Genomic DNA, 25916 nt, shown 5'->3' with positions numbered 1-25916 from the left:
TTTATTCTGCACTGTATTCAGATGAGGTTTTTTCAGACGTTAATGACGCAAGCGAAAGCACGCCGCACATCGCGATGACAACACCCGCTGATCCGATCCATGTCACTGACGCAAGAGACAGATGGGTGACAACAATGCCCCCGATGCCCGCCCCGGCCGCCATAGCCAGCTGCATCACAGACTGGTTGAGGCCAAGTAATACACCCGATGATTCAGGCTCCATCGTTGCCAAATGATACTGCTGAGCAGGCCCAGATGACCAGGCGGCGAAGGACCAAAACATAAGCACTGCCGCCGCTCCGAAAGCAGAATGTGTGACAAACGGCAATAACATGAGCATGATAGCATGAAGCGCCATTCCGCCGGTTAATGTCATACGCGCCCCCCATTTGTCTGCGCTGAAACCGCCTGCTTTAGAACCGGCAAGACTTGCAACACCGAAAATAAGCAGCAATGTACTCAGTATTCCGCTTCCGATATGAGTAACGTTCAGTAAATACGGAGAAAGGTACGTATACGCAACCGAATAGCCTCCGAGCCAAAAAAACGTAATGACCAGCCCGGCAGCCACCTTTCGTTTCTTCAAAAGAGAAAATTGCTGAATGAGCGGCACCGGTTTATCTCCTTTTATCTCAGGCAACGCGAAACGTATAATAAGCATGGCAATGATTCCGATTGCCGCAATTCCGGCAAAAACCACCTTCCAGCCAAAAGCTTCAGACACGGTTCTTCCGATCGGAACACCGATAATGAGCGCCGCCGTAAACCCCATAATGACGGTTGCGAGAGAACTTGCCTGTTTTCCCGGGGGAGCGATTTTTGCTGCGATCGTAAGCGCGGTGACCACCACAGTTCCTGCTCCAAGCGCCATGATCACCCGCGCTCCCGCAAATAAGGCGAATCCCTGCACAAGGAAAGAAATGATATTCCCGATAACAAACAGCCCCAGAGCATAAATCATGAGCTTCCTTCTGTCCAGTTTTGCTGTAAGGGCCATCATGACAGGCGTTCCGATTGCATAAACAAGTGAAAAAATCGTAATCAGCTGCCCTGCCGCTGCCACAGTAACTCCCAAGGAACCTGCAATTTTATCAAGCATCCCTGATATCACATATTCAGACGTCCCCACTAAAAAACTGATAATTGCCAAAATGTAAATCTTCCAGGTATTTTGCACCTGACACACTCCTTCATTGATGATTTATATAAAGATATATTGTGATATATCGATATAAAGAGTTGAACAAAAAGAAACAAATCGCAATATGTCGATGTGTAGTCGGAAAAAGAAACTGAATCCCTCTTCTAAAGGATTCAGCCCTACATTTCGCGCTGAAAATAATCGGCCATCGCCTTTATCGCGTCTTCATCTCTTTTATAATAGGTGTATTTGCCAATCCGTTTTGTTTGGATAAGGCCCGCCCGCTGAAGGATGGAAAGATATTGAGACGCCGTTGACTGTGTCATCTGAAGCTTATCGGTGATCTGGCTGACACATACTCCGATCTCATTCATATCAATGCCATCATGCGGGGCGAAGTGACGGTCCGGCTCTTTCAGCCATTGTAAAATCTCAAGCCGTGACTCATTAGACAACGCTTTAAAAACATCAATAGGTTTCATACGCTTTATTATATCGTGATTTTACGATATGTCAATGTTGTTTTTGTTAAATCTCTATTTTTTGTTTTGCCTCTCTTATGATCCGGGAAATAAAATCACTCACATTCTCTTCAAATGTGTCTTCCCGCCCGTATTGCCGTACATGTACAGATTGATGGCGGCACTCTCGATCTCCCACAACAGCAATATACAGGATTTTTTTCATTTGTGCTTCTCTGATTTTATAACCGAGTTTTTCATCACGCTGATCAAGCTCAGCCCGGATACCCGCTTTCTTTTGAGAAAAACCGGAACGAAAAAATTGGCGTACACAGCTGTCCTGTTTTCTCATCATCCGTTCGGTAATGCTTTTAATCCATTCAGCAGTTCTTCAAACGCCGATGTCAAAAATAAATCACTCCGGTAGATGAATGATATATTCATATCCCGAAACTGTTCAGGAAGCTCATGAAGAAAAAGATTTTTCCTGTTTTGAAAATAACGGACGGCTGATGAAGGCAGAAAGGAAACCCCCATCCCCGCCTGCACCGCCCCAATAATGGCTTCCAACGTACCGAATTCAATGATTTTATGTGCGGGCACTGCCTCTTCTTTCAGTATGTTCTTTATTTTACGGCGGTGCGAACAGCCCGCGGCAAAATACAGAATCGGCTCTCGCAACAAGTCTTGCAAACTGCCTTCCCGCTTATTTGAAACCAAGACCAATTCTTCTTGAAATACAGCGACTTGCTCAAGATCTTCGTATTCGACCGGACCATAAACAAAAGCGCCATCCAGCTCATAGCGTAAGACGTGCTGCACTAAGGTATGTGTATCACCGGTTGACAGAGACAGCTGTACTTTCGGGCAGCGGCTGCAATACTCCGTGAAAAATTGAGGGAGATGGACGGCTGCCGCCGTTTCAAGAGAACCGATTCGAAGCGGGCCATTCGGATCGCCTGCCTCTTGCGCCGTTTTTTGCGCCTCATGCAGCAATTGAAGGATTCTGTCTGCGTCTTTCAATAAGTTTTCACCTGCGGGCGTCAGCGTCATCCCCCGATTTGTGCGGTAAAAAAGCTGTGTTTGCAATTGCCGTTCCAGCTGCTGAATCCGGTTTGTCACATTTGATTGAACATAATGCAGGCTTTCTGCCGCCTTTGAAATACTTCCTTTGCGGGCGACAGCCTGAAAAATCTTTAAGTCTCCGCTTTCCATGTAAGGGCACCTTCTTGCTATGAATTTTATTGATAGCCGGCTATCAATTTTCATTTATTTACTGCAGCTGATACAGCCTGTAAAATCTTTCTCATCAATCATAAAGGAGAGAAGAATGATGAATGCCCTTATCATACACGAAAATGGCTTTGATTTCAGGCAGGCACCTGACAAAAGGCCGGGAAACGGCGAAGTAAAAATAAAGCTGAAAACAGCCGGATTAAACCATCGTGATTTGTTTTTAATGAAAAACCACGAAACCGGAAACCATGAATTTACTCTCGGTTCAGACGGCGCGGGAATCGTAACCGAAATAGGACACGGCGTCCGGTCTCATTTACTGCATGCAGAAGTCATCATCAACCCGGTGCTGAATTGGAAGACTGTTGAGGACGTACCAGCCGTCCCTGATATTTTAGGCGGTCCGAGCGACGGAACCTTTTCACCTTATGTCATCGTTCCTGCGGAAAATGCCGTTTTAAAACCCGAACACCTGACTTGGGAAGAAGCGGGCGTGCTGCCGTTATCAGCATTAACCGCTTATCGCGCCTTATTTACAAAAGGACAATTAAAAAAAGGCGAACACCTTATCCTTCCGGGTATCGGAAGCGGCGTGGCAACATACGCCTTATTAATGGCAAAAGCTATCGGAGCGACAGTCAGCGTCACCTCCCGCAGCGAAAACAAAAAACAAACCGCACTGTCATACGGTGCAGACCGGGCGATTGACAGCTACGGTGACTGGAATGAGGCGCTGAATGGCGAAAAAGCAGATATCATACTTGACGGTGTAGGCCCGGCCTTGTTTCAACACTATCTTGACATTATGAAACCGAATGGCCGGATCGTAACATTCGGCGCCAGTTCAGGCGATCAGCTCGGATTTCCTATTCGCTCGCTGTTTTTTCCGCAGATTCATATTCTCGGTACATCAATGGGAAGCAATGAGGAATTCGCGGATATGCTGGAATTGGTAAACCGCTGCGGCATCCGCCCCATTATCGACCGCATGTACCCTCTCAGTGAAGCAGCTGCCGCTTTTAACAGAATGCGGGAAGGACGGCAGTTCGGCAATATCGGCTTTCGTTTGGATGTCTAAAAAAGAGGAGCGGACCCGTCCGTTTCCTTATTTGTTTATAAGCGTTTCCGCTTGAAATTCAATATGTTTTTCTTCATCAATTCAAATCTGCCCGCAAATCGACTGCAGACACACAGAGACCGTCAGCAGCACCGTGATCAACTGCTCAAGGCTTGCAAATCGTCTCAGTCTGCGGAAGAAAACAATCTCTCCACTCTGTAAAACAAAATTCCATATGTTATCTTCCGCGTTACCCTTATATGACCAATAAAGGAAGAAGGAGGTTTCATTTCAATACGAAAAACCGGCTGATCCCAGCCGGTTTTATAAATAAACCCCTTTATTTACGGTAAAACAGTGCTCCCCATTAAATAACTGTCGACTTCGCGCGCTGCTTCCCGGCCTTCATTAATCGCCCATACAATCAGGCTTTGGCCCCTTCTCGCATCCCCTGCGGCGAAAACACCGTCAACATTCGTTTTATAATCCCCATATGCCGCCTGAATTTTATGATTTGCCGAATCGACACCGAACTGTTTCAATAATGGCTGTTCCGTCCCTTCAAAACCGATGGCGATGAACACCAGCTGAGCAGGCCAGACTTTTTCTGTTCCGGGCAGTTCATGAAATTCATACTTTCCGAATTCGTTTCTGACTTTTTCCATTTGAATGGTGTGAATCTCTTGTAAGCGGCCCTGCTTATCGGCCACCATTTTTGTCGTCTGAATTGAATATTCTCTCGGGTCTTTGCCGAACTTTGCCTGCGCTTCTTCATAGGCGTATTCAAGGGTAAAGACGTGCGGCTGTTCAGGCCACATATTGTCGTTCGTGCGCGTTTGAGGAAGTTTAGGATGTTTCCCGAACTGGTGCACGCTGCGCGCTTTTTGGCGCAGCGCGGTTGCCACGCAGTCAGCTCCTGTGTCTCCTCCGCCGATTACGATGACGTCTTTCCCTTTAGCGTCTATATATTGTTTGTCTTTGAAGTTGGAATCTAAATAGCTTTTCGTCGCCAGTGTTAAATAGTCCATCGCATAATGGACGCCTTTTGCTTCCCGGCCTTCAATCAGCAGATTGCGCTGCTTTTGGGCGCCTGTGCACAAAATGACGGCATCAAATTGATCTTTCAGCTCATCTGCCGTTATGTCAACGCCGATTTCGGTATTTGTTACAAAATCTATACCTTCCTGCGTCAAAAGTTTAATACGGCGTTCGACGACATTTTTCTCAAGCTTCATGCTCGGAATGCCGTACATCAGCAGGCCTCCGGCTCTGTCAGCACGCTCATAGACCGTTACGGAATGACCGGCTTGGTTCAGCTGATCAGCGCTTGCCAGACCTGCCGGGCCTGAACCGACGACAGCGACTTTTTTACCTGTGCGTTTCGCTGGAATTCTCGGCTGAATCCATCCGTTCTCAAAACCTTTGTCAATGATCGTCCGCTCGATGTTTTTAATTGAAACAGCCGGATCTGAAATAGCCAGCGTACAAGATCCTTCACAAGGAGCGGGACAGACCCGCCCTGTGAATTCAGGAAAGTTATTCGTTTTCAGAAGGCGCTCCAAGGCTTCTTTCCAGCGCCCCCGATAGACGAGGTCATTCCACTCCGGTATCAGATTATAAATCGGGCAGCCGGACGTAAAACCGTTGATATCAGCGCCGATTTGGCAAAACGGTGTGCCGCAATCCATACACCGCGCCCCCTGCCGCTTTGACGCTTCATCTGAAAACGGAGCCGAATACTCTTTCCAATCCTTTAAGCGAGTGAGAGGGTCCCGCTCAGCCGGTTTTTCTCGTTTTTCTTCCATGAATCCAGTTGGTTTCCCCATGTTCCTCTCCCCTTTCTTACTGTACTACCGCTTGTTTTTGATCTTTGGCAGGCGTTTGGAGGACCTTTGTATTGGCTTCAAAAGCATACATAATTGCGTCTTCTTCTGATAAACCCGCCGCTTTTTGTTCTTCGATGCTGAGGAGCATTTGTTTATAGTTTTTAGGAATGACTTTGATAAAGGTTTCTGCGGCTTTTTCCCAATTGTCCAGGAGATCTGCGGCTTTTTTGCTGTTTGTCAGCGCCGCATGCCGTTTGACCATTTCTTGCACTTCTTTGATCTCCGCCTCATCCGTCAGCTTTTCAAATGAAATCATTTCCATGTTGCATTTGCGTTTAAATGCTTTGGCATCATCACTCAGGACGTATGCGATACCGCCTGACATTCCCGCCCCGAAGTTTTTGCCGACTTCGCCGAGGACGACAACCCGGCCGCCTGTCATGTATTCACAGCCGTGGTCTCCGATACCTTCTACAACGACATTGACTCCGCTGTTACGGACTGCAAAACGTTCACCGGCGCGCCCGTTAATGTACGCTTCCCCGCTTGTTGCTCCGTAAAATGCGACGTTCCCGATAATAACGTTATCGTGCGTTTCACAATTGAAGGCATCAGGCGCTTTCACGATGATTTTTCCGCCTGAAAGCCCTTTGCCTACGTAGTCATTTGAATCCCCGTTCAAATGAAGCGTCATCCCCTTAGGGACAAATGCTCCGAAACTCTGTCCGGCTGATCCGGTAAAATGAAGTCTGATCGTATCATCCGGCAGGCCTTCCGCTCCGTAGCGTTTAGAAATTTCACTTCCCGTCACGGTTCCGGCTACGCGATTTGTATTATTGATCTTGATTTCAGCTTCCGCTTCCTGTCCGGCTTCAATTGCAGCCTGCACCGCCGGAAGAATAACCGTCATATCAAGCGACTGGTCAATTTTATGGTTTTGCGCCGTACGGAAAGTGCGGACGCCTTCAGGCTGATACAGCAGTGTGGATAAATCAAGCTGGCCCGCTTTCCAATGCGCTTTTGCACGTTCACTGACATGAAGAACGTCTGTCCGTCCGATCATTTCATCAAGCGTCTTAAAGCCTAACTGCGCCATATATTCACGCACTTCTTCTGCGACAAACAGCATGTAGTTTACGATATGATCGGGATCGCCCATAAATTTTTTGCGAAGCTCCGGATTTTGCGTCGCGACACCTACAGGACATGTATCTAAATGGCAGGCTCGCATCATGACGCAGCCGAGAACGACGAGCGGCGCTGTAGCAAAGCCGAATTCCTCCGCACCGAGCAAGGCGGCCATTACGACATCCCGGCCTGTCATCAGCTTACCGTCCGTTTCCAATACCACGCGATCCCGTAAACCGTTCAGCATCAGCGTTTGGTGAGCTTCTGCAAGACCAAGCTCCCACGGAAGACCCGTATGTTTAATACTTGTTTTCGGCGACGCGCCCGTTCCGCCGTCGTAGCCGCTGATGACGATGACATCCGCAGTGCCTTTTGCCACACCGGCCGCAATTGTGCCGACACCGGCTTTTGACACGAGCTTGACGCTGATTCGCGCGCTTCGATTCGCATTTTTCAAATCATGAATCAGCTGCGCCAAATCTTCAATTGAATAAATATCATGGTGAGGAGGCGGGGAGATCAGCCCTACACCTGGTGTAGAACCGCGGACATCCGCCACCCAAGGATATACTTTGTTGCCCGGAAGCTGACCGCCTTCTCCCGGCTTCGCCCCTTGCGCCATTTTGATCTGCAATTCATCCGCATTGACGAGATAATGGCTCTTTACGCCGAAACGGCCGGAAGCAATCTGTTTAATCGCACTTCTTCTGTCGTCGCCATTTTCATCCGGAACGAAACGTTTCGGGTCCTCGCCGCCTTCTCCGCTGTTGCTTTTTCCGCCAAGCCTGTTCATCGCTATCGCTAAAGCCTCATGGGCTTCCTTGCTTAATGAACCGAATGACATCGCTCCTGTTTTAAAACGTTTCACGATGGACGCAGCTGATTCAACTTCCTCTAATTTTAAAGGCTTGCGGTCTTCTTTGAAGGCGAACAGATTGCGTAAAAATCCGATTCGTTCTTCATCCGCTGCATGAGAATACTGCTTAAACAGGCTGTAATCATTTTTGCGGCAGGCCCATTGCAGCGTATGGATGGTTTTCGGGTTGAAAGCGTGGTGCTCTCCTCCGTTCCGCCATTGGAATTCACTTCCCGGATCAAGGGTTTGGCTGTAATCATCCTTGTACGCCGCTTGATGGCGCTGTTTCGCTTCTTGCGCAATCGTCTCGATATCGATTCCGCCAAGCTGAGATGCAGTACCGGTAAAGTATTTGGCGATAACGTCTTCACCGATGCCGACCGCTTCAAAAATTTGAGCGCCCCTGTAACTTTGCACAGTTGAAATCCCCATTTTTGACATCACTTTCACGACGCCTTCTGTTACGCTCTTTCCGTATTTGCTGACAGCTTCTTCATACGGAATATCAAGCCGGCCTTCATCGATTTCCTGCTTATACGTAGCGTAAGTCAAATACGGATTGACAGCATCGGCACCATATCCGATAAGAGCCGCAAAGTGATGAACTTCACGCGCTTCTCCGGATTCAACGATAATGCTTGCTTTTGTTCGCAGACCTTGGCGGATCAAATGCTGATGCAGCGCACTGACGGCCAAAAGCGGCGGAATCGGCGTCAACTCTTTACTCATTGCCCTGTCAGATAAAATTAACAGAGATACGCCTTCCTTGATCGCTTTTTCCGCTTGCTGAAACAAATCCTTCAGGCCTTTTTCTAGGTCATCTGAAAACAGCGTGCGGATGTTCTGGCTCTTAATGTCAGGGTGCACAAGTGTTTTCAGCGCATAAAACTGTTCGTTTGATAATACAGGAGTATAAAGCTTTATGCGGCGTGCATTTCTTTCACTCGGATGCAGCAGATCACCTTCAGCCCCAAGCCAGGTCACCGTAGAAGTTACCAGCTGCTCGCGGATCGCGTCAATCGGCGGGTTTGTGACTTGCGCAAACAGCTGTTTAAAGTAATGAAACAGTGATTGGGCGCGGTCGGATAAAACGGCGAGCGGCGAATCATTTCCCATAGAGCCGAGCGGGTCCTTGCCTTCTTTAATAACAGGGATTAAATATTTCTGAATATCTTCATACGTATAGCCAAACGCTTTTTGACGGACGAGAAGATCATCGAATTGTTCCTCTTCCCGGATTTCCGGGTCAGGATTCACTTGAACCAATTCTTCTTCAAGCCATTTTTGATAAGGGAATTCATTGGCAATTTCTGTTTTCACTTCTTCATCTGAAATAATCCGGCCTTCTTCTAAGTCAATGAGCAGCATTTTTCCGGGCTCCAGACGTTTTTTATGAAGAATGTTCTCCTGCTCTACTTCAATAACGCCGACCTCAGATGAGAAAATAATATGGTCATCTTTTGTCACATAGTAACGTGCCGGACGCAGGCCGTTACGGTCAAGGATGGCGCCGATCTGTTTTCCGTCCGTAAACGAAATGGCGGTCGGCCCGTCCCACGGCTCCATTAAAGAGCTGTGATATTCATAAAAAGCCCGTTTCGCTTTAGACATGTGAGTGTTTTCCGTCCATGGTTCCGGAATCAGCATCATTGCCGTATGTGCCGGTTTCCGCCCCGCCATCACGAAAAATTCAAACGCATTATCAAGAATGGATGAGTCACTGCCCTCAGCATTTAAAATCGGCAGCACTTTGTGAAGATCGTCTCCGAAGCTTTCTGAAACGAACTGCTGCTCCCTTGCTCTCATCCAATTGATATTGCCCCGGAGCGTATTGATTTCTCCGTTATGAATCAGATAGCGGTTCGGATGGGCACGTTCCCAAGTAGGAAAGGTATTTGTGCTGAACCTTGAATGCACGAGTGAAAATGCAGATACGAAGGTTTCATCCTGCAAATCCAAATAAAAAGCGTCAACCTGCTCAGGCGTTAACAACCCTTTATAAACAATAGTCTGGCTTGACAGGCTTGCGAAGTAAAAATCAAGCTGTTCTTGAACGCCCCAATTTTCCGCCTGCTTCCGGATGACATACAGTTTGCGTTCAAAAGCAAGGCTGTCTTTCAAATCGTTTGCGGCGCCGATGAATACTTGACGCACATACGGGCAAGTACTTTGTGCCACTGTTCCGATTTTTCCGACATTTACAGGAACGGTTCTCCAGCCGAGAACGATCTGTCCTTCCTGCTCAATGAATGCATTCACCTGTTTTTCGATCTTTTTTCTTTCCTCTTCATTTTGCGAAAAAAAGACCATTCCTACCCCGTAACGGCCTTTTTCCGGCAGTCTCATTTCTCCGCACTCTTTCTTAAAAAAAGCATCAGGGATCTGAACCATCAGGCCGGCGCCGTCACCCGTATTCGGATCACTGCCCTGTCCTCCTCTGTGATCCAGCTGGCAAAGCATCTTCAGTCCTTTTTTGACAATGTCATGTGAAGGTTTCCCTTTTAAATGGGCATACAAGCCGATTCCGCATGCATCGTGCTCAAATTCCGGACGGTAGAGACCTTGTGCTTTCGGCATTTGATTGTAAGTCATAATTCCTCTCCCCCGATCAGTTTCCGTTAATTATCGGTCATAAAATCTGACAACTTTAAATTAATTGTAAGTTTTCAAAACAATATAAACAATATATAATTTAGATCAAATACATCTCAAAATGAGATAGATAGGTGTGAACGCAATGGAATTACGCCAGCTTCGGTATTTTATGGAGGTAGCAGAACGGGAACATGTGTCAGAAGCGGCTGATCATCTGCATGTCGCACAATCCGCCATCAGCAGGCAGATTGCAAATCTTGAAGAAGAGCTGCAAGTCACTTTATTTGAACGGGAAGGCAGAAATATTAAATTAACGCCGATCGGCAAACAATTTTTAGAACATGTTAAAACGGCGATGAAAGCAATTGATTACGCGAAGGAACAAATTGATGAATATCTTGATCCGAATCGCGGAACCGTCAAAATAGGATTTCCGACGAGCCTTGCAAGCCAGCTTTTGCCGACGGTGATTTCGGCGTTTAAAGAGGAATACCCGAACGTTGAGTTTTTGCTCCGCCAGGGGTCTTATAAGTTTTTAATCGAAGCGGTAAGGAACAGGGATATAGATGCGGCGCTGCTCGGCCCCGTTCCGACGGAATTCCCCGACATAACAGGCAATATCTTATTCACGGAAAAGATTTACGCGCTTGTTCCGCTGCACCATCCGCTTGCCAAACAGAAAAATATTCATTTAATTGATCTGCGCGGCGACCAATTTGTTTTATTTCCTGAAGGGTTTATTCTCCGTAACATGGCGATTGACGCTTGCAGACAGGCCGGCTTTGCGCCGCTTGTATCGACGGAAGGCGAGGATTTAGATGCCATTAAAGGATTAGTCTCCGCGGGGATGGGAGTTACTTTATTACCTGAAAGCACCTTTGCAGAAACCACACCCCGGTTCACGGTCAAAATTCCGATTGAATTTCCTCAAGTGAAGCGCACTGTAGGCATTATTAAACCAAAAGGAAGGGAACTGGCTCCGTCTGCAAATGATTTCTATCATTTTGTCATTCAATTTTTCTCCAAACTTGAACAATATCAATAAAAAACAAACCCGAGCTTCAAAACGAAGCCTCGGGCTTTTTCATATTTTTATAGATCCTTCTCAGCCGATCGGAATGGATAGTTCAACGTGGCAGACAAACGCTTCCGGATCAATGACTGATTGATCGGTCTGTTTGGGCGGCGTTTCTTTAAAAGTCTTCAGCTGGGCTGAGGAATAGTTGACGATGCCGAGTCCGAGCTCTTCTCCCTGCTGATCAAGCAGCCTGACAACCGCTCCGCTGCTGAATCTGCCCTTAATCTGCTCGATGTCATGCGGTGACAGCTCCATATTTCCGTTCGCGACATCACGGCTGCTTTCTTTTTCCATCACAATTTCGCCTTCGGGGCCGGAATTAAATGCAAGCCATTGTTCTTTGTGGTTTAACGGCAGGGTTCCTTCCGCTTCAAAATAAGTTCCTTCAGCCGCCTCATCTACCGCTTGAAGCAGAATGTCCGGAATGTTAGCCTGCCCGAGAAAGCCTTTAATACCGGAGGCCATCACAATTTTAAAAGCATCCAGTTTCGAACGCATTCCGCCGGTTCCCATTTCACTCCCGGCATCTCCCGCGCTTGCTTCTATTTCCGGAGTGATGTCACTTACATGACTGATTCTTTTCGCTTTCGGGTTGCTGCGCGGATTATCATCATATAAACCGTCAATGTCTGATAAAATCACAAGCATGTCGGCATCAATTAAACCTGCCACCTTCGCTGCGAGTGTATCGTTATCTCCGAATTTCAGCCGGTTGACTGTGACCGTGTCATTTTCATTAATAATCGGAATAATGCCCCGTTCCAAAAGGACGTTCATCGTATTGCGGACATTATGGTAGCGGCATTCATCGGAAAAGTCGCTTCTTGTAATTAAAATTTGTGATGCGACATAACCGTGCGCTAAAAACAGCTTTGAATAAGCCTCCATTAATAATCCCTGCCCGATGGAAGCAGAAGCCTGTTTTTCAGGGAGGCTTTCCGGTTTCTGAATAAATCCGAGCTTCCGATAACCTGCCGCCACTGCGCCGGAAGATACTAAAATCACTTCATAGCCGCTGTCTTTCAGCTGTGCGATTTGATCCACCAATGCTTCCAGCTTTCTTCTGCTGATTTCCCCGTGCAGGCTCGTCAGTGAGCTGCTGCCGATTTTCACCGCGACTCTTTTGATCTTCGTCCGAGACGTCACTGTATCACTCCTGTTTTTTAACGATTATAGTGCTGCCGTTTTTTCAATTGTTTTGCTGATCTCAATAGAACGTTCGGTCGCGTGTTTGATGGCTTTGGCAATGGCTTCTCCGCCGCCTTCTGACCTGAGCGCATCGAGGCCGGCTTCCGTCGTGCCGTTTGGAGAGGTGATGTTTTCCCGAAGCACATCCGGTTTTTCACCCGTTTCCATCAGCATTTTAGCGGCGCCCAATAACGTTTGCGCGCCGATTTTGCGGGACAGCCGTTTGTCTAAGCCGGCTTCTTCACCTGCTTTTTCAATAAACTCCATTAAATAATAAAAGTACGCCGGTCCGCTGCCTGCGATGCCGGTGAAAATGTCCATCTGATCTTCCTTGATCACGTACACTTCCCCGAGGCATTCCAAAAGGGATACCGCGGTTTTTGCTGAACCGTAAGAGACATGGTCTCCGAAAGCCGCAGCTGTTGCCGATTCGCCGATCATGCTGGATGTGTTCGGCATGACTCTTACAACCGGCTGATTATCATGTAATGATTGTTGTATAAATGAGGTTGTTATGCCTGCCAGAACAGACAGGATGATTTGATGAGGTTGAATACGCCGTTTCAGCGCAGCCAGAGCGATTTCAGCATCCTTCGGTTTCATGGCTAAAATAAAGACATCAATGTCTTCGGTTTTCATACTGTCAAAAGCAATGCCCTGAATACCGTATTGATGTTCCAATTCAGCGAGTCGCTCTGTATTGCGGCGGTTTGTCACGCAGATGTTTTGGTTGGGAATTTTTTTTGCGCGGACCATGCCTGATATCATTCCTTCAGCCATTGATCCTGCTCCGATAAAAGCAACTTTCTTTTGATCTAAGATCGGTAACATCTCCCTTGTTCGTATTTTGTTCGTATTTTTCACACGTTTTTTATGTTACCACTTCAGGAGTTGATGTCAAGTTTGAGGGTATTATTGATATGTATTGTTCCGAGCCTGCTATTATGTATAATGAATCACAGAATCACCTTTTGAGCCCGGGAGGCCGGGTGCGTTCCGGCCGGATTTAAAAATTATCTGAAATGGCTTTTTCTATCAGCTTTTTGCAGCGGTCAAGCTCTGTCTTCAGCTGTTTTTTGTAAAGCTTCGCAGCTTCATAGTCTTTAAATTGATAGAGAACGACTTCCTGGAGTTTGGCTCCCTCTTTTTTCACTTTTACTTGCTTTAAAATCCCGTCATCCAATAGTTCGTGAAGTGAACGGTACACCTCGGTATGATTCGGCTTAAAACCGATGGGTTTAAATTCCGAACGCAGCACCTCGAGAAGCTTCAGTCCGTAAAGCCGTTCCTGCTCTGTCATTGTAATCATGTAAAGCTTTAAAAAAGCTCTTTGTTTCACTAAAAAACCGGTTGAACTTCTTTTTTCTTCTTTCAATATGTGCACACCCTTCCTTCTAACAAATTATTCCATGTACTAAATATTCTCTTTCTATCCCGTTTTCCCTTTTATTGTTCGGACAGTTTGGTTTGTATTGATTTGTTTTTTAGAGGCGGGGAAAAATAATTTTAATGAACATTTGGTACATAGTTTATTTAGTTTAATTATAGCTGATATCGGTTTCTTTTTCACTCTTTTTTCTGCAAAAACGGATCTTTATGCCCATTTATTCGGGTTGCGGAAACAAAAAAAGACCCGTCACGAAGGGGACTGACCCCATAATATGAGACAAACAAAAAACACCTTCAAGTTTGAAAACGGATCGTTGTTATCCGAAATTAGACTTGGAGGTGTTTTTCTATGAGGGCAAGAGTGAGTTATCCGGTTGAAGTCAAACAGAAGGCTGTAGAAATGAGATTGGCGGGCGTGCCTGTGAAGGAGATCATGCAGGAATTGAATATAAAGAATAAGACGCAGGTGCAGACATGGGTCAGGTGGTATAAAGCTGGGGACACACATCGATTCGAACAACCTGTCGGAAAGCAATATTCTTATGGAAAAGGTCCAGAGTATTCTTCCGAATTAGAGAAACTGCAGGCAGAAAATCGTTATCTGAGACAAAAGAATGAAGTGTTAAAAAAGTACAACGAATTGGAAAGGAAGCTGATAGCGAAACGCCAGTCGAGCTTGTAGAAGCATTGCGCGGCACAATGACCATACAGGATATCTGTATTCATTTAGGTATCTCACGAGCATCTTATTATCGTTGGAAGAAGAATCTGATGAAAGATAACCCTAAATACCATTTAGAAAAACAAATCGGCACGTTGTGCCGAGAACATAAGTATCGATATGGCTATCGGAAAATCACAGCCATATTAAAAAAGGGAATGCGTATTAATCATAAAACGGTTCAGCGCATTATGCAGAAAAACCAGTGGCAATGCCGGGTTAAGGTGAAAAAGCGCAAGAAGAATGGGCAGCCATATGCCGTGGCCGAGAATATATTAGATCGGAACTTTCAGTCTGATCGCCCTCTGGAAAAGCTAGTAACGGATATCACATATTTGCCTTATGGGCAGAAACAATTGTATCTTTCCAGTATATTGGATTTATACAATGGAGAAGTGATTGCTTTTACGATTGGCGATAGACAGGACACAGATTTTGTCTTACACACACTTGATCAGCTGCCCGTACTCCCAGAGAACTGCGTGTTACATAGTGACCAAGGTTCTGTTTATACATCTTATGAGTATCAGAAAGCTGTTAAAACAAAAGGCATTACCATGAGCATGTCCCGTAAAGGGACACCCGCTGATAATGCCTCCATCGAATCGTTTCATTCCTCACTAAAGTCTGAAACGTTCTACCTCGACAGGTTGGAAAGCACTACGACGACCATCGTAGAGCAAACTGTCGAAACCTATATATACTATTATAACAACATTCGTATTCAAACGAAACTAAACAACCAGCCGCCGGTCACATACCGACAGCTGGCTGCTTAAAGGTGTTTTGATCCCTGTCTCAAAAACGGGGGTCAGTCCCAAGACAGGTCCCCTTTTGTTTAAGGATTAGTTGACCACAAACCGGCAGTTTTGATGAAAATGCGCGGATGTAATTTCAATTGAGCAACCATGTATTCTGCAAGATCCTCAGGCTGCATGACTTTTTCCGGATTGCCGTCTGTCAGATTTAATTCAATAGACATGTCGCTGGCAACCGTGCTCGGAGTCATTGCGCTGACACGGATATTGTGTTTTCTGACTTCCTGCATGAGAGATTCAGTCAGACCGAGAACGGCAAATTTAGAAGCGCTGTACGCACTTGTCGCCGCGGCGCCTCTTTGGCCCGCCGTAGAAGAAATATTAATGATATCTCCTGATTTTCTCTCAATCATTTCAGGTAGAACGGCGCGTGTCACGTGGTATACACCCATTACATTCACTTGAATGATGTCTTCCCACTCTTCAGGCGTAAGATCCAAAAATCCGCCGAATTTGCTGATTCCGGCATTGTTAATCAAGATGTCAATCTCACCGAGTTCTTCTTTAATAGAGGAGACGGCTTGCTCTACCTCTTTTTGGTTTTTTACATCGGCAGCAGCGAATGATGCCTTTACACCAAGGGCTTTCACTTCTTCCGCAACCTTTTCGACATTTGCTTCTGTGCGGCCGATTAAACCGATATTGACTCCTTCTTTGGCTAAAGCGATAGCGGCGGCGCGGCCGATTCCTCTGCCCGCACCCGTGATAAGAGCCGTTTTGTTCTGTATGCTTTCCACGTCTTTCACCCTTTCTGAATGTCCTTATGTACGATTTCACATTATAAGCAGAAAAAAAACAATTAGCAAATAAAATGATTCAACACGATCCGTAAAGGGTATCAACTGAAAAAAAGGAGTGAAAAGCAATGATCATCATTTTGTATATCAGTGCTGCCGTTACGGCTGCCGCATTCATTTATGCAGCCGTATCCGCCGTGCGTTTTAAAAGAAACACAGCGCCTGATATAAAGAAGATTAACGCCGCGACAGCGTCCATGCAGACGGCCGTTGATGAAATCAAAACAGAAACCGATCTGTTATCGCAAAAGCAGAAAGAGCTGAAAGAAGATTTTCTCACTAAAAAAACAGCCGTGCAAACGACGGCGGCCGAAGTTAAAGGAACGCCTCATGTCCTGAAGATGCTCTGGAACGCCGGTAAAAGTGATGTATGAGCCTGCATGTCATCCGACTTTTTTGATGACACTAAGAGAAACCGGCGGATTCAAGGAGGCATAACATGATTTGCGATCGTGAGCGGCTTGCGCATTTTTTGCAGCAGCTTAAAGCACTATCATCTTCGGGAGGGTTTACAAAATCGGATTTGCTGACTCCGGCTTTCCATTTAGCCAAGGACGGAGATCTGGATTTGTATTATTCGCCTCATAATGAATATATTAACCCTCATGCAGTCGTTGCCATTTCCGGAATCACACCCGGTTTTTTTCAAATGCAGCTGGCTTACAAAAAAGCGGCACAGCTTTTAAAAGATGGCGAAACACTTGAAATGATAGCCTATGAAACAAAAAAAGCGGCCGGACTTTCCGGTTCAATGAGACAGAACATCATCGAAATGCTTAATGAATGCGGTCTGCCGGCCGCGCTTCACGTTGAGGATTCATCCCGGTTATTTGATTCAAAACGGGAGCTTCTTCATACGACGTCCGTTATCAAACACCCTGTTTTTTATAAACAGAAAAACTATACGGGACATCGGCCGGCAATCAGCAGGTCAGCTCTTCTCAGCCGTTACGCGCTGACATGTTTTCCGGATGAAATAGAAATGATGAAAAAGGACATTCTGCTTATCCCTCTCGGCAAAGCAGCAGAATCAGCCTGCCGCATGCTGAAGAAGAACGGCAGAATGGGTCATGCGGTCATTCTGGAAGGCTTCCCGCATCCGTCCGGAGCAAACGGACATCGTTTCAAACAATTTCACGAAAACAAACAATCGTTACGTGAACAAATTCAACGCTTTGCCGGGTTTCTTCAGCAGCTGTAAAAAAACGCCCCGAATTTTCGGGGCGGTGCTGTTAAGAAGCGTATTCAGGCAATGCTTTATTGTGTTTTGCCGTTTTCTCTTCAGGTATTTTGATTTGATTTGTCAAGATTGCACTTACGAAATAGAGCGCTGCGAAAATCCATACAACGCCTTGTGCGCCGACAAGCCCGATGAACGCCCAGGCAAGCGCGGGGCCGACAAATGCCGACAGGCCCGCAGCCAGATTTAACACAGACATGGCAGCACCTTTATCGCTGCCGGCCGCCGTCGGCACGATAGCCCCGATCGGAACGAACCCGGCGAGGAGCCCTCCCCATATAAAACCGACAATGCTGACGAAAAGCAAGTTCCCATGTGATACAACAGGAGCATAATATAATAAAAGAGTAAAAATGCCGCAGCCCACTCCCCCGAACCACATGACAGTCTTTTTCCAGCCGAATGCATCGCCGACTGCGCCGAATATTAAGTTAAAGACGATATTTCCGAGAAAGATCGTTCCCCAAATTTGAAGCCATACATTTGTAGAAATGCCGTGCTGCGCCATATGCATCGGAAGAAATACCGGAAATCCGTATGTACCAATGCTGTTAATGATCCGAATGATCCCCCCAGAGAGCACGCGCGGATTTTCAGCAAGGATGGTGATTCCCTTCATTAATTCCTGCGCCTTTTCCCGCTTATCTGCCTTTTTCTTTTCAAAGCGGTCCCTATTTAAAATCAAAGCAAAAAACGCGCCGAGGCAGACCCAGAAAATTGAACTCCACAGTGTATTCAAATAGCCGAAGGATTTGATGGCCCAGCTTGAATACCAGGCACCGAATACAAACATCCCGCAGCAATATGCAATCCAGAACCAGCCGACCGCCGTACTGAGCCTGTTTTTCGGCGACCGGTAAATCACCCATGTCAAAAAAGAATAGGCAAACAGCGGATAACCCAGCCCTTTAATAAAATACGTGACATACATCACCGGCAAATTAAGATTTTCAAATCCGTATGCGATAAACGCGGCTGTTCCGATAACATAAAACAACAGCCCCATAAACATCGTCCGCTTTGCGCCGAAGGCTTCGAGGCAGACCCCTGAAAACCAAGACGCCACAGCGAGAGAAATACCGTAAACTGTAAACAGGGATGCTGATTGCTGTACCGTCAAGCCGTTTTCAACTAAAAACGGGCTGAGCCAGCCTTGTTCAAGGCCGTCCCCCATCATAAACAGCACGACTCCCAAAAATCCCCATGCGAGCTGTTTCGGAATTCCTATTTTATTAAGCATTTTTGTTCCTCCTCAGCAATCTTTCATGTTGTCATCTCATCCCCAAGTCAGGCTTTCACCGCCGGCTGAAAATGAGTAAATAATTTTTGCGTATGTTTCCATTCTTCATATAGGAAGAGATCCGTCTGATCCGCTTCCGGCTCAATTACCTTTGTGCGGCTCGAAAGCTTTGCTTTCACACCGAGAGCTTCGTTGCAAATCATCGCCGCTCCCATTGCGGATGCCTGGCTGAACCCCTCTCTCTTATAGATTTTCTTTTGGAGAAGGTTAGCAAGAAACTGCGTCAAAGCATCACTTTGGAAACCGCCGCCGCACACCTTCACATCATCTTGTGAAAAGGAAGCCACCTCTGTTAACGCCTCATAGTTCCATTTGATTGAAAAAGCGATTTCCAGCAGTGCGGCTTTGACAAAATGGGCTCTGCTTAAGTTTTGGGACAGCGGAGCGTCAAAAATAAATCCGCCTTTTGCCAGTGCGTTTTTCTCAGGCGATAAATAGGAGCCTAACGCAGAAATACAAGCATGATCATGTTTCGGCAGACTTGCGATTTCCCGTTCCATAACGCCGTAGGATTCATTCGGATAAAAAATGGATTTTAATTTTTGATAATTGAGTCCTGTTACACCCGGATTCGTTTCAAGAAGCCATTGACCTTCTTCTGTATGGCAATTCAGCCATGCATTCTCTAAACTTTCGGTTCCGGCCTCCGCTGTTATCTTTGTAATCGGCGTCGTCGTGCCGGATACGATGACGATATCTCCCGGCTTTGCATCTGCACTTTTGATGGCAAGCTGTGTGTCTCCCCCGCCTGCAATCACAGGCACTCTTTCAGAAAGACCGAGAACCGCCGCTTTCTTGAACGTTAACATTCCGACAACCGTCCCAGATCGGACGAGTGAAGGAAGAATGGCAGAAGGCACACCGAAGATGTTGCATAATTTCTCTGACCACGCCTTTTTCCTTACGTCAAACAGCAGTGTTTCAGCAGCCTGTGACGGTTCATAGCTTAAAATACCGCTCAGCTCAAATGTCACCCAGTCACTGATGCTTGTGATGTACTTCACTTCTTTCCATAAAGACGGCTGTCTGGCTTTTAATCCGACAAGTTTCATGGCGGAAAATAAAGCGCTCGGAAGACGTCCGGTTTGCTGATGCACTTCTTCTTTTGCCTCAATCCCGTCTTCCCATTCACGCCCTCTGTTATCAATGTTGGGCAGACCGAGAAATGCCTTTTTATCTTTATTGATCAGAACAATTCCCTGCCTCTGGCTTGTAGAGGTGATTCCGATTAATGTAATATGAGGGCTTTTGCCAATAACCTTCCTTGCCATAGCGCTGATTTGCTTCCATAACCCTTCCGGTGAGAAATATCGTCCGTCCGGATAAAGCGGATCCGTCACATATTCAATGTCTTCCCTTTCAAGCGCGGTCACTTCGCCGCCGGCAGTCACGACCGCGACTCGCGCATTCCCCGTCCCGATGTCAAATACAAGGTAGCCTTTTTGTTCAGCCATTACAGCCTCCTCCTTCCGTTTCAAGTTCTCTTTTGTTATAAAGTTCACGTATTGAGCAGGTTTGATCTTGTTTCCATTTGAAAAGCGCTTCATTTAAAATCTTCACATGATGATCTTCCACTTCAAATGTTGCGCCCGCTAAATGGGGAGTCGCTAACACATTCGGCAAAGAAATCAATTCATAATCAGAAGATTCAGGCGGTTCGTGATAAAACACGTCAAGGATCGCTCCCTTAATCCGCCGTTCTTTCAGCACCCGCAGCAGCTCTTCCCTGTCTGTAACCGCCGCTCTTGACGTATTGACAAAAACAGCTTCCTGTTTCATCAATTGAAAGTGCCGGGCGCCGATAAGGCCGATGGTTTCTTCTGTACGCGGCAAGTGAACGGAAACAATATCACTTTCAGAAAATACCCGTTCAATCGTCGTTTTTTCATACTCCCGGTTTTCATGACGGACAAATGGATCATAGTAAAGCACCTTGCAGTCAAAAGCGGCCAATAGCCGGGCGATTCTCTGTCCGACAGCTCCGAAACCGATAAGGCCGACTGTTTTCCCCGTCAGCTCATTTCCTCTGAATTTGACGTAAGCCTGCAAATAATCACCATTCCACTTCCCGTCCTTCAGCCATTGATGGGAAGAATACGTATGACGCAAAAATGAAATCACATTTCCGATAAACATTTCAGCAACAGCCTGGGCATTGCGGGCCGGTGTAAAGAAAACGGGGATTTTTCTTTTAGTCGCCGCCGCAATATTCACATTAGACGGCATTCCTCTGCAGACACCGATAAAAGCGGAATCAGGCAATATGTCAATAACACGCTCAGACACCTCATCAAGTTCAGTGATAAGCCCCGACGCGTTTGTCTCTTGAATCATTCGGATCAATTCATCTTCCCGATAGGCCCGGCCGTGCTTCTTCCACGGCCGGTGCACAGTCCGGCCGAACAGCTCAGTCAGCTCCTTCAGCCCCTCGTCGTGATATGGTGCGGTAATTAAAACCGTCATGGTGCAAAACATCCTTTTCACATAAATTTTTTCATAAAAAAATCTCTTTCCCCAAAGAAGGAAAGAGATTCATATACCGTCTTTATGCACTTGAAGCGCACAAATATGTATAGATCATTCTTTCCTATCTTTCAAGCATACGCTTGCTGGAATTGGCACAATAAATGTTGCCGAGGTTTCGTAGGGCCAGTCCCTCCACCTCTCTGGATAGAAAATAAAATGATGAAATTGTCAGGCTGTTTAAAAGAATAAACTCATCATAGAAAAGTCTTTCCGTGATGTCAACACTTTTTTTCTGAATTGACGTTCGATTTTGAAATGTTATAATGCTTACAATATAAACAAAGAGGAGAAATGGGCTATGAATTCTGCTGCAAAACAGCCGAACGGGGTCTTTAAGTCGGTATGCTCACTAGACTGTCCCGATCAATGCGGCTTGCTTGTGACAAAAAAAGACGGAAAAATCGTTAACATTCAGGGAGACCCCGATCACCCGGTCACATCAGGGAATATTTGCAACAAAGTCAGACACATGGCTGAGCGTATTTATGATGAGAAACGCGTAACCGTTCCGTTAAAACGGATCGGTAAAAAAGGTGAAGCCGCGTTTGCGCCTATTTCCTGGGAGGAAGCGATCAATACGATCAGTGCGCGCTGGAAAGAGCTTATTGCCGAAGAAGGAGCGGAAAGCATTCTTCCGTACAGCTTTTACGGCAATATGGGAAAACTGGCGGCAGAGGGAATGGACCGCCGTTTTTTCCATCGTCTCGGAGCGAGTCATCTCGAACGGACGATCTGCAGCAAAGCCGGTTCTGAAGGCTATAACTATACAATGGGAGAAGGAGCGGGTACTGATCCGGAGGAGACCATACATGCAAAGCTCTTTATTTTTTGGGGGATCAATGCCGTCAGCACGAATATGCACCAAGTCATGATTGCTCAAAAAGCCCGGAAAAAAGGGGCTAAAATTGTCGTTATCGATGTACATAAGAACCAAACCGGCCGGCTTGCCGATTGGTTTATTCCCATTCGCCCCGGCACAGATGCCGCTCTCGCCCTCGGTATCATGCATGTCTTATTCGACGAAAACCTTCACGATGAAGCATTTCTCACAGAATACACCGAAGGCAGTGACGAATTAAAAGCGCATGTTAAACACTATGATCCGGAAACGGTTTCTGCTATTACAGGCGTTAAAGCCGACGATATCAGACGCCTTGCGAGAATGTACGGGGACACCTCCCCTTCCCTTATCAGGATCGGAAACGGCATTCAGCACCATGACAATGGCGGAATGATCGTCCGCACCGTTGCCTGCCTTCCGGCTGTTACAGGACAGTGGCTCAACACCGGAGGAGGCGCAATCAAGCACAACAGCGCGGTATTAAACTATAACAGACAAGCGCTCCAGCGGCCTGATCTGCTTTACGGCAGGAAACCGCGATCATTTAATATGAACAGGCTCGGAAGCATTCTTTTAGAAACAAAACCGCCCGTGCGCTCCCTGTTTATTTACGGTACGAATCCCGCAGTGGTTGCGCCGGAAGCGAATAAAGTCAGAAAAGGCCTGCTGCGGGAGGATTTATTTACAGTCGTTCACGATCTGTTTTTAACGGAAACCGCCAAATATGCGGATATCGTGCTCCCTGCTGCATCCGCTTTTGAAAACACGGATTTTTACACGTCTTACTGGCATCATTTTATTCAGCTGCAAAAACCGGTGATCGAACCCTACGGGGACAGCAAATCGAATACGGAAGTGTTCCGTTTGCTTGCCGGAGCAATGGGATTTACCGAGCAGGAGCTTCAGGATACCGATGAAGAATTAATCAGACAGGCGCTGGACTTTCCCGACAATCCGTATATCGAGGATATTGATTACGAATCGCTCTCACGCCATTCCTTCATGAAAGCCAAACGGAAAAAACCGCTTTTTCCGGGACAGCTCAAGACACCGAGCGGAAAAATTGAATTATATTCTGAAAAGATGAAACAAGACGGTTATCCGGCGCTGCCGACGCATATCCCTCTTGAGAGCGATGGCGATTTTCCGCTTTTATTTGTTCCGGGACCGAATCATAATTTTTTAAATTCGACATTTTCGAATAATGAAAAACACGTAAAACTGGAAAAAGCGCCAAAGCTTTTTATTCATACAGAAGATGCTGTACGCCGGAACATAGAAGACGGGGAAACCGTTAGAGTTTGGAATCACCGCGGAGAGTGTGAATTGACAGTTTCGGTCGGCGAACAGGTGCTTCCCGGCGTTGCAGTCAGCCAAGGTCTTTGGGCCGATATGGATGATAAAAAACAGCTCGTCAATTCGCTCACGCCCGATCGGCTGGCGGATATGGGCGGAGGCGCTGTTTTCTTCTCCGGAAAGGTGCAGGTGGAAAAGCTCAGCAATCAAAATCGTCCGCAATAAACGCCGGGCGGTTTTGATGAAGGCTGAATCCTTTCAGCCGGCTTCACCGTATAAAAAGTGATAACGTTTATTGGAGGTTTGCTGTATGGATATCATACCGGCATCGGAATCACTTTAGCCGGATATTTCATCGGAGACGGATTGAAAAACTTTAAATCACCTGATCCTCATGAACACACTGACCACATTCTCATTAAAGAAAAAGATCTGCACTTCTATATTGGTTATTATTTAGGAGTTACGAAGGAAGAAGCGAAACAAATCGTGCCCGACACCTCTGACGTTCCGCATATCAAGAGAAACGGAAAGCGGTATGTACAAAAAACTGCATTAAGAGAATGGCTGACTTCCATGCTGGAAAAAGAATAACAGCTGCCATGAAAAGCGGGAAGAGTTTTTCTCTTCCCGTTTATTAAGATTCGCCGCCCTGCCTCTCTTCAACCCCAAACATACGACAGATATCATTCTTACGTAACGAAACATCCCCTTCTTTAGATTTCAAATAAAACCCTTTCTTATATAACCGTATGACTTCCTCATATGTAAGCTCATGACGAAGGAGCACCATTAAACGCCCGTCTTTTTCATCTTGTTTATTGAACCATTCATACTGTTCTGACCAGTTCACTTTCTGCATGTCAAACACCTTCTCACTTTGGATTAATGCCCTTTTCGCATTTATTATACTTATTTCCCCTTTTGTAAACACTCCGACTGCCTGTGACATTTTTGAAAACAGCCGCACCCGCTACTATTAGTCACCATGTTGACTTGTTTCTCATTTTGTTGTATATTATAATTGTCAATATGGTGACAATTAAGATAGGAGATAACTTATGGATATTAATTTATTAATGAAGGAACTGCATGTTATGCAACAAAGTTACGCATCATTATTTTCGGTTGTCAATAAAGTGCAGGCTCGGGGGGACGAATACTTAGAAATGTTGACTTCCCGACAGCACATGACTCTTATTGCTATTGCCCATTTACCGACGGAAGATACCACACTTATGAATATCGCTAAAAAGCTGGGCACAACAAAACAAACCGCTAACAAATTAATTTCAAGCCTCGCGAAAAAAAGATATGTTCACACTGTGCCAAGCAAAGTGGATAAACGTGCAATCAATATTGAGATTACCGCTGAAGGAAAAAAAGCGTTAATTTCCTGTTCAGAAAAATCCACCTATTTTTTAGCGGATATGTTTCATGACTTCACAACTGATGAAATTGAAACATTCTGGAGGCTATTGCAAAAACTTTATCGTTTTGATGGTGAAGAACAGGATGGTTTTGAAGAAAAAGCACATTTGAAAGTTGAAGATCAGGCACAATTCATCTCAGATGACTATGAAGAAAAAATCATGGCTGAATTTTCAAAACGGCGATATGGGAGTGCAGACGATGAATAATATGCTTTATCGAAAAGTAAAAGAAACAGAGGATAAGATGAAGGAAAAATGCTATGAGCTGAAAGATAAAATTGATCAATTTATTTCTCATGCTAAATATAAAATTCATCGCAAACGCAAACTGGACCGAGCCGGCAATTATATATCAATTGCCATTGGACTCTTTATCCTAACTGCCTCATGGCTGACCGCAACACAATGGCTGCTTTGGATAGGCGCGGCGAGTATTTTGAGTAATGCCTGTTTGCTCATTATAAAGCCTGTTAAAAATTGAAAATCTGAAAAAGCTCTCTAAAAGAGAGCTTCTTTTATTAATCGTCCCAGTCTTCATCTTCTTCCCAGTCATCTTTCGCTTCCTGAATCTTATTATAAAAAAATTCGATAAAGCTTTCTGCAGCGATATCTTGATAGCCAATTAACCTATCCCATTCCACTACAGGGCATTCTCCGTCTTTCATTTTATTCGTATCTAGACAGTAAGCAAAGAAATCAACATCTTCTATGACAACAAGACCATCAGCAAGTCCATAATGTTGTTTATATTCTTTAGTTTTATCTGCAACTGACGCATGATCGAAGTTATAGCCTAAAACTAAAACCCCGAATAAACCACCAGCACCGTATTTTTCTAAGAACCATTTATAGCTAATAGGAAGTTCGCATTGGAGGGTTTCTTCAATGCGAGTTATGTTTTCCAGGCTTGCACCCTCTGTGAATATAGCATTTTGCTTGTTTTCATTAATAAAGGTTTCAACCTTTGAATAAATCATTTAATTTAAACA

General features: G+C 45.8%; 23 protein-coding genes, 1 pseudogene and 1 riboswitch. Of the genes and pseudogenes, 9 read left to right on the top strand and 15 right to left on the bottom strand.

The genetic code is table 11. The features are described 5' to 3' along the window. Nucleotide 1 precedes the first annotated feature (1 nt). From BZ167_RS19665 to BZ167_RS19650, 4 genes and pseudogenes are all read right to left on the bottom strand, one after another. Nucleotides 2-1177 carry an MFS transporter gene (locus tag BZ167_RS19665; RefSeq protein ID WP_077392197.1) on the bottom strand — a complete coding sequence of 392 codons (1176 nt, stop codon included), beginning with the start codon at nucleotides 1175-1177 and terminating at the stop codon, nucleotides 2-4. Between the two features lie 143 nt (nucleotides 1178-1320). Then, nucleotides 1321-1623, bottom strand: a complete 303-nt coding sequence (locus BZ167_RS19660) for an ArsR/SmtB family transcription factor (RefSeq protein ID WP_003153841.1) — start codon at nucleotides 1621-1623, stop codon at nucleotides 1321-1323. 46 nt (nucleotides 1624-1669) lie between these two features. Then, a pseudogene (locus BZ167_RS19655) lies at nucleotides 1670-1900 on the bottom strand (His/Gly/Thr/Pro-type tRNA ligase C-terminal domain-containing protein); the annotation flags it as partial. 53 nt (nucleotides 1901-1953) lie between these two features. Further along, a complete protein-coding gene (locus BZ167_RS19650; RefSeq protein WP_077392195.1) occupies nucleotides 1954-2817 on the bottom strand; it encodes a LysR family transcriptional regulator in 864 nt (287 codons plus the stop codon). Between the two features lie 118 nt (nucleotides 2818-2935). On the opposite strand from BZ167_RS19650, the gene BZ167_RS19645 reads away from it, so the two are divergent. Beyond that, nucleotides 2936-3916 carry a zinc-binding dehydrogenase gene (locus BZ167_RS19645; protein ID WP_039251230.1) on the top strand — a complete coding sequence of 327 codons (981 nt, stop codon included), beginning with the start codon at nucleotides 2936-2938 and terminating at the stop codon, nucleotides 3914-3916. A 323-nt stretch (nucleotides 3917-4239) separates the two neighbouring features. Here the strand turns inward: BZ167_RS19645 and gltD are convergent, their stop codons facing one another. Together gltD and gltB are read right to left on the bottom strand one after the other, a co-directional pair. Further along, complete coding sequence (gene gltD, locus BZ167_RS19640) at nucleotides 4240-5721, bottom strand: glutamate synthase small subunit (protein WP_014418084.1); 1482 nt, start codon at nucleotides 5719-5721, stop codon at nucleotides 4240-4242. A gap of 16 nt (nucleotides 5722-5737) precedes the next feature. Further along, nucleotides 5738-10297: a glutamate synthase large subunit gene (gene gltB, locus BZ167_RS19635; protein WP_077392194.1), complete on the bottom strand. Its 4560-nt coding sequence runs from the start codon at nucleotides 10295-10297 to the stop codon at nucleotides 5738-5740. 145 nt (nucleotides 10298-10442) lie between these two features. Between gltB and BZ167_RS19630 the strand changes: the two genes are divergently transcribed. After that, entirely contained in the window at nucleotides 10443-11345 is a 903-nt protein-coding gene (locus tag BZ167_RS19630) for a glutamate biosynthesis transcriptional regulator GltC (RefSeq protein WP_007611897.1), read from the top strand. 60 nt (nucleotides 11346-11405) lie between these two features. Here BZ167_RS19630 and proB read toward each other — a convergent pair whose 3' ends face one another. From proB to rtp, 3 genes are all read right to left on the bottom strand, one after another. Then, nucleotides 11406-12524, bottom strand: coding sequence for a glutamate 5-kinase (gene proB / locus BZ167_RS19625; protein WP_039251224.1), 1119 nt, complete (start codon nucleotides 12522-12524; stop codon nucleotides 11406-11408). A gap of 24 nt (nucleotides 12525-12548) precedes the next feature. After that, the gene (gene proC, locus BZ167_RS19620; protein ID WP_007407345.1) at nucleotides 12549-13397 is read right to left on the bottom strand and encodes a pyrroline-5-carboxylate reductase; all 849 of its coding nucleotides are present in this window, start codon (nucleotides 13395-13397) and stop codon (nucleotides 12549-12551) included. 175 nt (nucleotides 13398-13572) lie between these two features. Then, the gene (rtp, locus tag BZ167_RS19615) at nucleotides 13573-13941 is read right to left on the bottom strand and encodes a replication termination protein (RefSeq protein WP_003153833.1); all 369 of its coding nucleotides are present in this window, start codon (nucleotides 13939-13941) and stop codon (nucleotides 13573-13575) included. Nucleotides 13942-14304: 363 nt separating this feature from the next. On the opposite strand from rtp, the gene BZ167_RS19610 reads away from it, so the two are divergent. Further along, a protein-coding gene (locus BZ167_RS19610) for an IS3 family transposase (protein WP_148660071.1) occupies nucleotides 14305-15455 on the top strand; the annotation gives its coding sequence in 2 pieces (ribosomal slippage) (nucleotides 14305-14578 and nucleotides 14578-15455; 1152 coding nt in all). Nucleotides 15456-15514: 59 nt separating this feature from the next. Here the strand turns inward: BZ167_RS19610 and BZ167_RS19605 are convergent. Continuing rightward, entirely contained in the window at nucleotides 15515-16231 is a 717-nt protein-coding gene (locus BZ167_RS19605) for a 3-ketoacyl-ACP reductase (RefSeq protein WP_031379054.1), read from the bottom strand. A 128-nt stretch (nucleotides 16232-16359) separates the two neighbouring features. On the opposite strand from BZ167_RS19605, the gene BZ167_RS19600 reads away from it, so the two are divergent. Then, the gene (locus BZ167_RS19600; protein ID WP_060674301.1) at nucleotides 16360-16665 is read left to right on the top strand and encodes a DUF948 domain-containing protein; all 306 of its coding nucleotides are present in this window, start codon (nucleotides 16360-16362) and stop codon (nucleotides 16663-16665) included. Between the two features lie 65 nt (nucleotides 16666-16730). Further along, nucleotides 16731-17492, top strand: a complete 762-nt coding sequence (locus BZ167_RS19595; RefSeq protein WP_077392193.1) for a hypothetical protein — start codon at nucleotides 16731-16733, stop codon at nucleotides 17490-17492. Between the two features lie 31 nt (nucleotides 17493-17523). Here BZ167_RS19595 and BZ167_RS19590 read toward each other — a convergent pair whose 3' ends face one another. The 3 genes from BZ167_RS19590 to BZ167_RS19580 are packed head-to-tail and all read right to left on the bottom strand — an operon-like array spanning nucleotide 17524 to nucleotide 21294. Beyond that, the gene (locus BZ167_RS19590) at nucleotides 17524-18771 is read right to left on the bottom strand and encodes an RbtT/DalT/CsbX family MFS transporter (RefSeq protein ID WP_007407341.1); all 1248 of its coding nucleotides are present in this window, start codon (nucleotides 18769-18771) and stop codon (nucleotides 17524-17526) included. Between the two features lie 47 nt (nucleotides 18772-18818). Beyond that, a complete protein-coding gene (locus BZ167_RS19585) occupies nucleotides 18819-20285 on the bottom strand; it encodes an FGGY-family carbohydrate kinase (protein WP_060674307.1) in 1467 nt (488 codons plus the stop codon). Then, nucleotides 20278-21294, bottom strand: coding sequence for a 2-hydroxyacid dehydrogenase (locus tag BZ167_RS19580; RefSeq protein WP_007407339.1), 1017 nt, complete (start codon nucleotides 21292-21294; stop codon nucleotides 20278-20280). Before BZ167_RS19580 ends, BZ167_RS19585 begins: the two co-directional genes overlap by 8 nt. 121 nt (nucleotides 21295-21415) lie before the next feature. Then, nucleotides 21416-21508, bottom strand: a riboswitch (SAM riboswitch). A 147-nt stretch (nucleotides 21509-21655) separates the two neighbouring features. Here BZ167_RS19580 and BZ167_RS19575 point away from each other — a divergent pair. Further along, the gene (locus BZ167_RS19575) at nucleotides 21656-23719 is read left to right on the top strand and encodes a molybdopterin oxidoreductase family protein (RefSeq protein ID WP_060674309.1); all 2064 of its coding nucleotides are present in this window, start codon (nucleotides 21656-21658) and stop codon (nucleotides 23717-23719) included. Nucleotides 23720-23797: 78 nt separating this feature from the next. Continuing rightward, nucleotides 23798-24088 (top strand): hypothetical protein, encoded by a 291-nt coding sequence (locus tag BZ167_RS19570; RefSeq protein WP_224462705.1) that lies wholly within the window; start codon nucleotides 23798-23800, stop codon nucleotides 24086-24088. A 43-nt stretch (nucleotides 24089-24131) separates the two neighbouring features. On the opposite strand, the gene BZ167_RS19565 is transcribed toward BZ167_RS19570, so the two are convergent. Continuing rightward, a complete protein-coding gene (locus BZ167_RS19565; protein ID WP_060674315.1) occupies nucleotides 24132-24356 on the bottom strand; it encodes a hypothetical protein in 225 nt (74 codons plus the stop codon). Between the two features lie 199 nt (nucleotides 24357-24555). Here BZ167_RS19565 and BZ167_RS19560 point away from each other — a divergent pair, with 199 nt between their 5' ends. Next, a complete protein-coding gene (locus BZ167_RS19560) occupies nucleotides 24556-25134 on the top strand; it encodes a MarR family winged helix-turn-helix transcriptional regulator (RefSeq protein WP_060674311.1) in 579 nt (192 codons plus the stop codon). After that, nucleotides 25127-25408 carry a hypothetical protein gene (locus tag BZ167_RS19555; protein WP_039251206.1) on the top strand — a complete coding sequence of 94 codons (282 nt, stop codon included), beginning with the start codon at nucleotides 25127-25129 and terminating at the stop codon, nucleotides 25406-25408. Before BZ167_RS19560 ends, BZ167_RS19555 begins: the two co-directional genes overlap by 8 nt. Before the next feature lie 37 nt (nucleotides 25409-25445). Here the strand turns inward: BZ167_RS19555 and BZ167_RS19550 are convergent, their stop codons facing one another. Further along, a complete protein-coding gene (locus BZ167_RS19550) occupies nucleotides 25446-25904 on the bottom strand; it encodes an SMI1/KNR4 family protein (protein ID WP_060675202.1) in 459 nt (152 codons plus the stop codon). Nucleotides 25905-25916: the final 12 nt, after the last annotated feature.

This window comes from Bacillus sp. 275, from assembly GCF_001999205.1.
GTDB classification, from domain to species: Bacteria; Bacillota; Bacilli; order Bacillales; family Bacillaceae; genus Bacillus; species Bacillus velezensis.
Note: the sequence above shows the minus strand (reverse complement) of the source record. Positions and strands in the feature narration are given on the sequence as shown.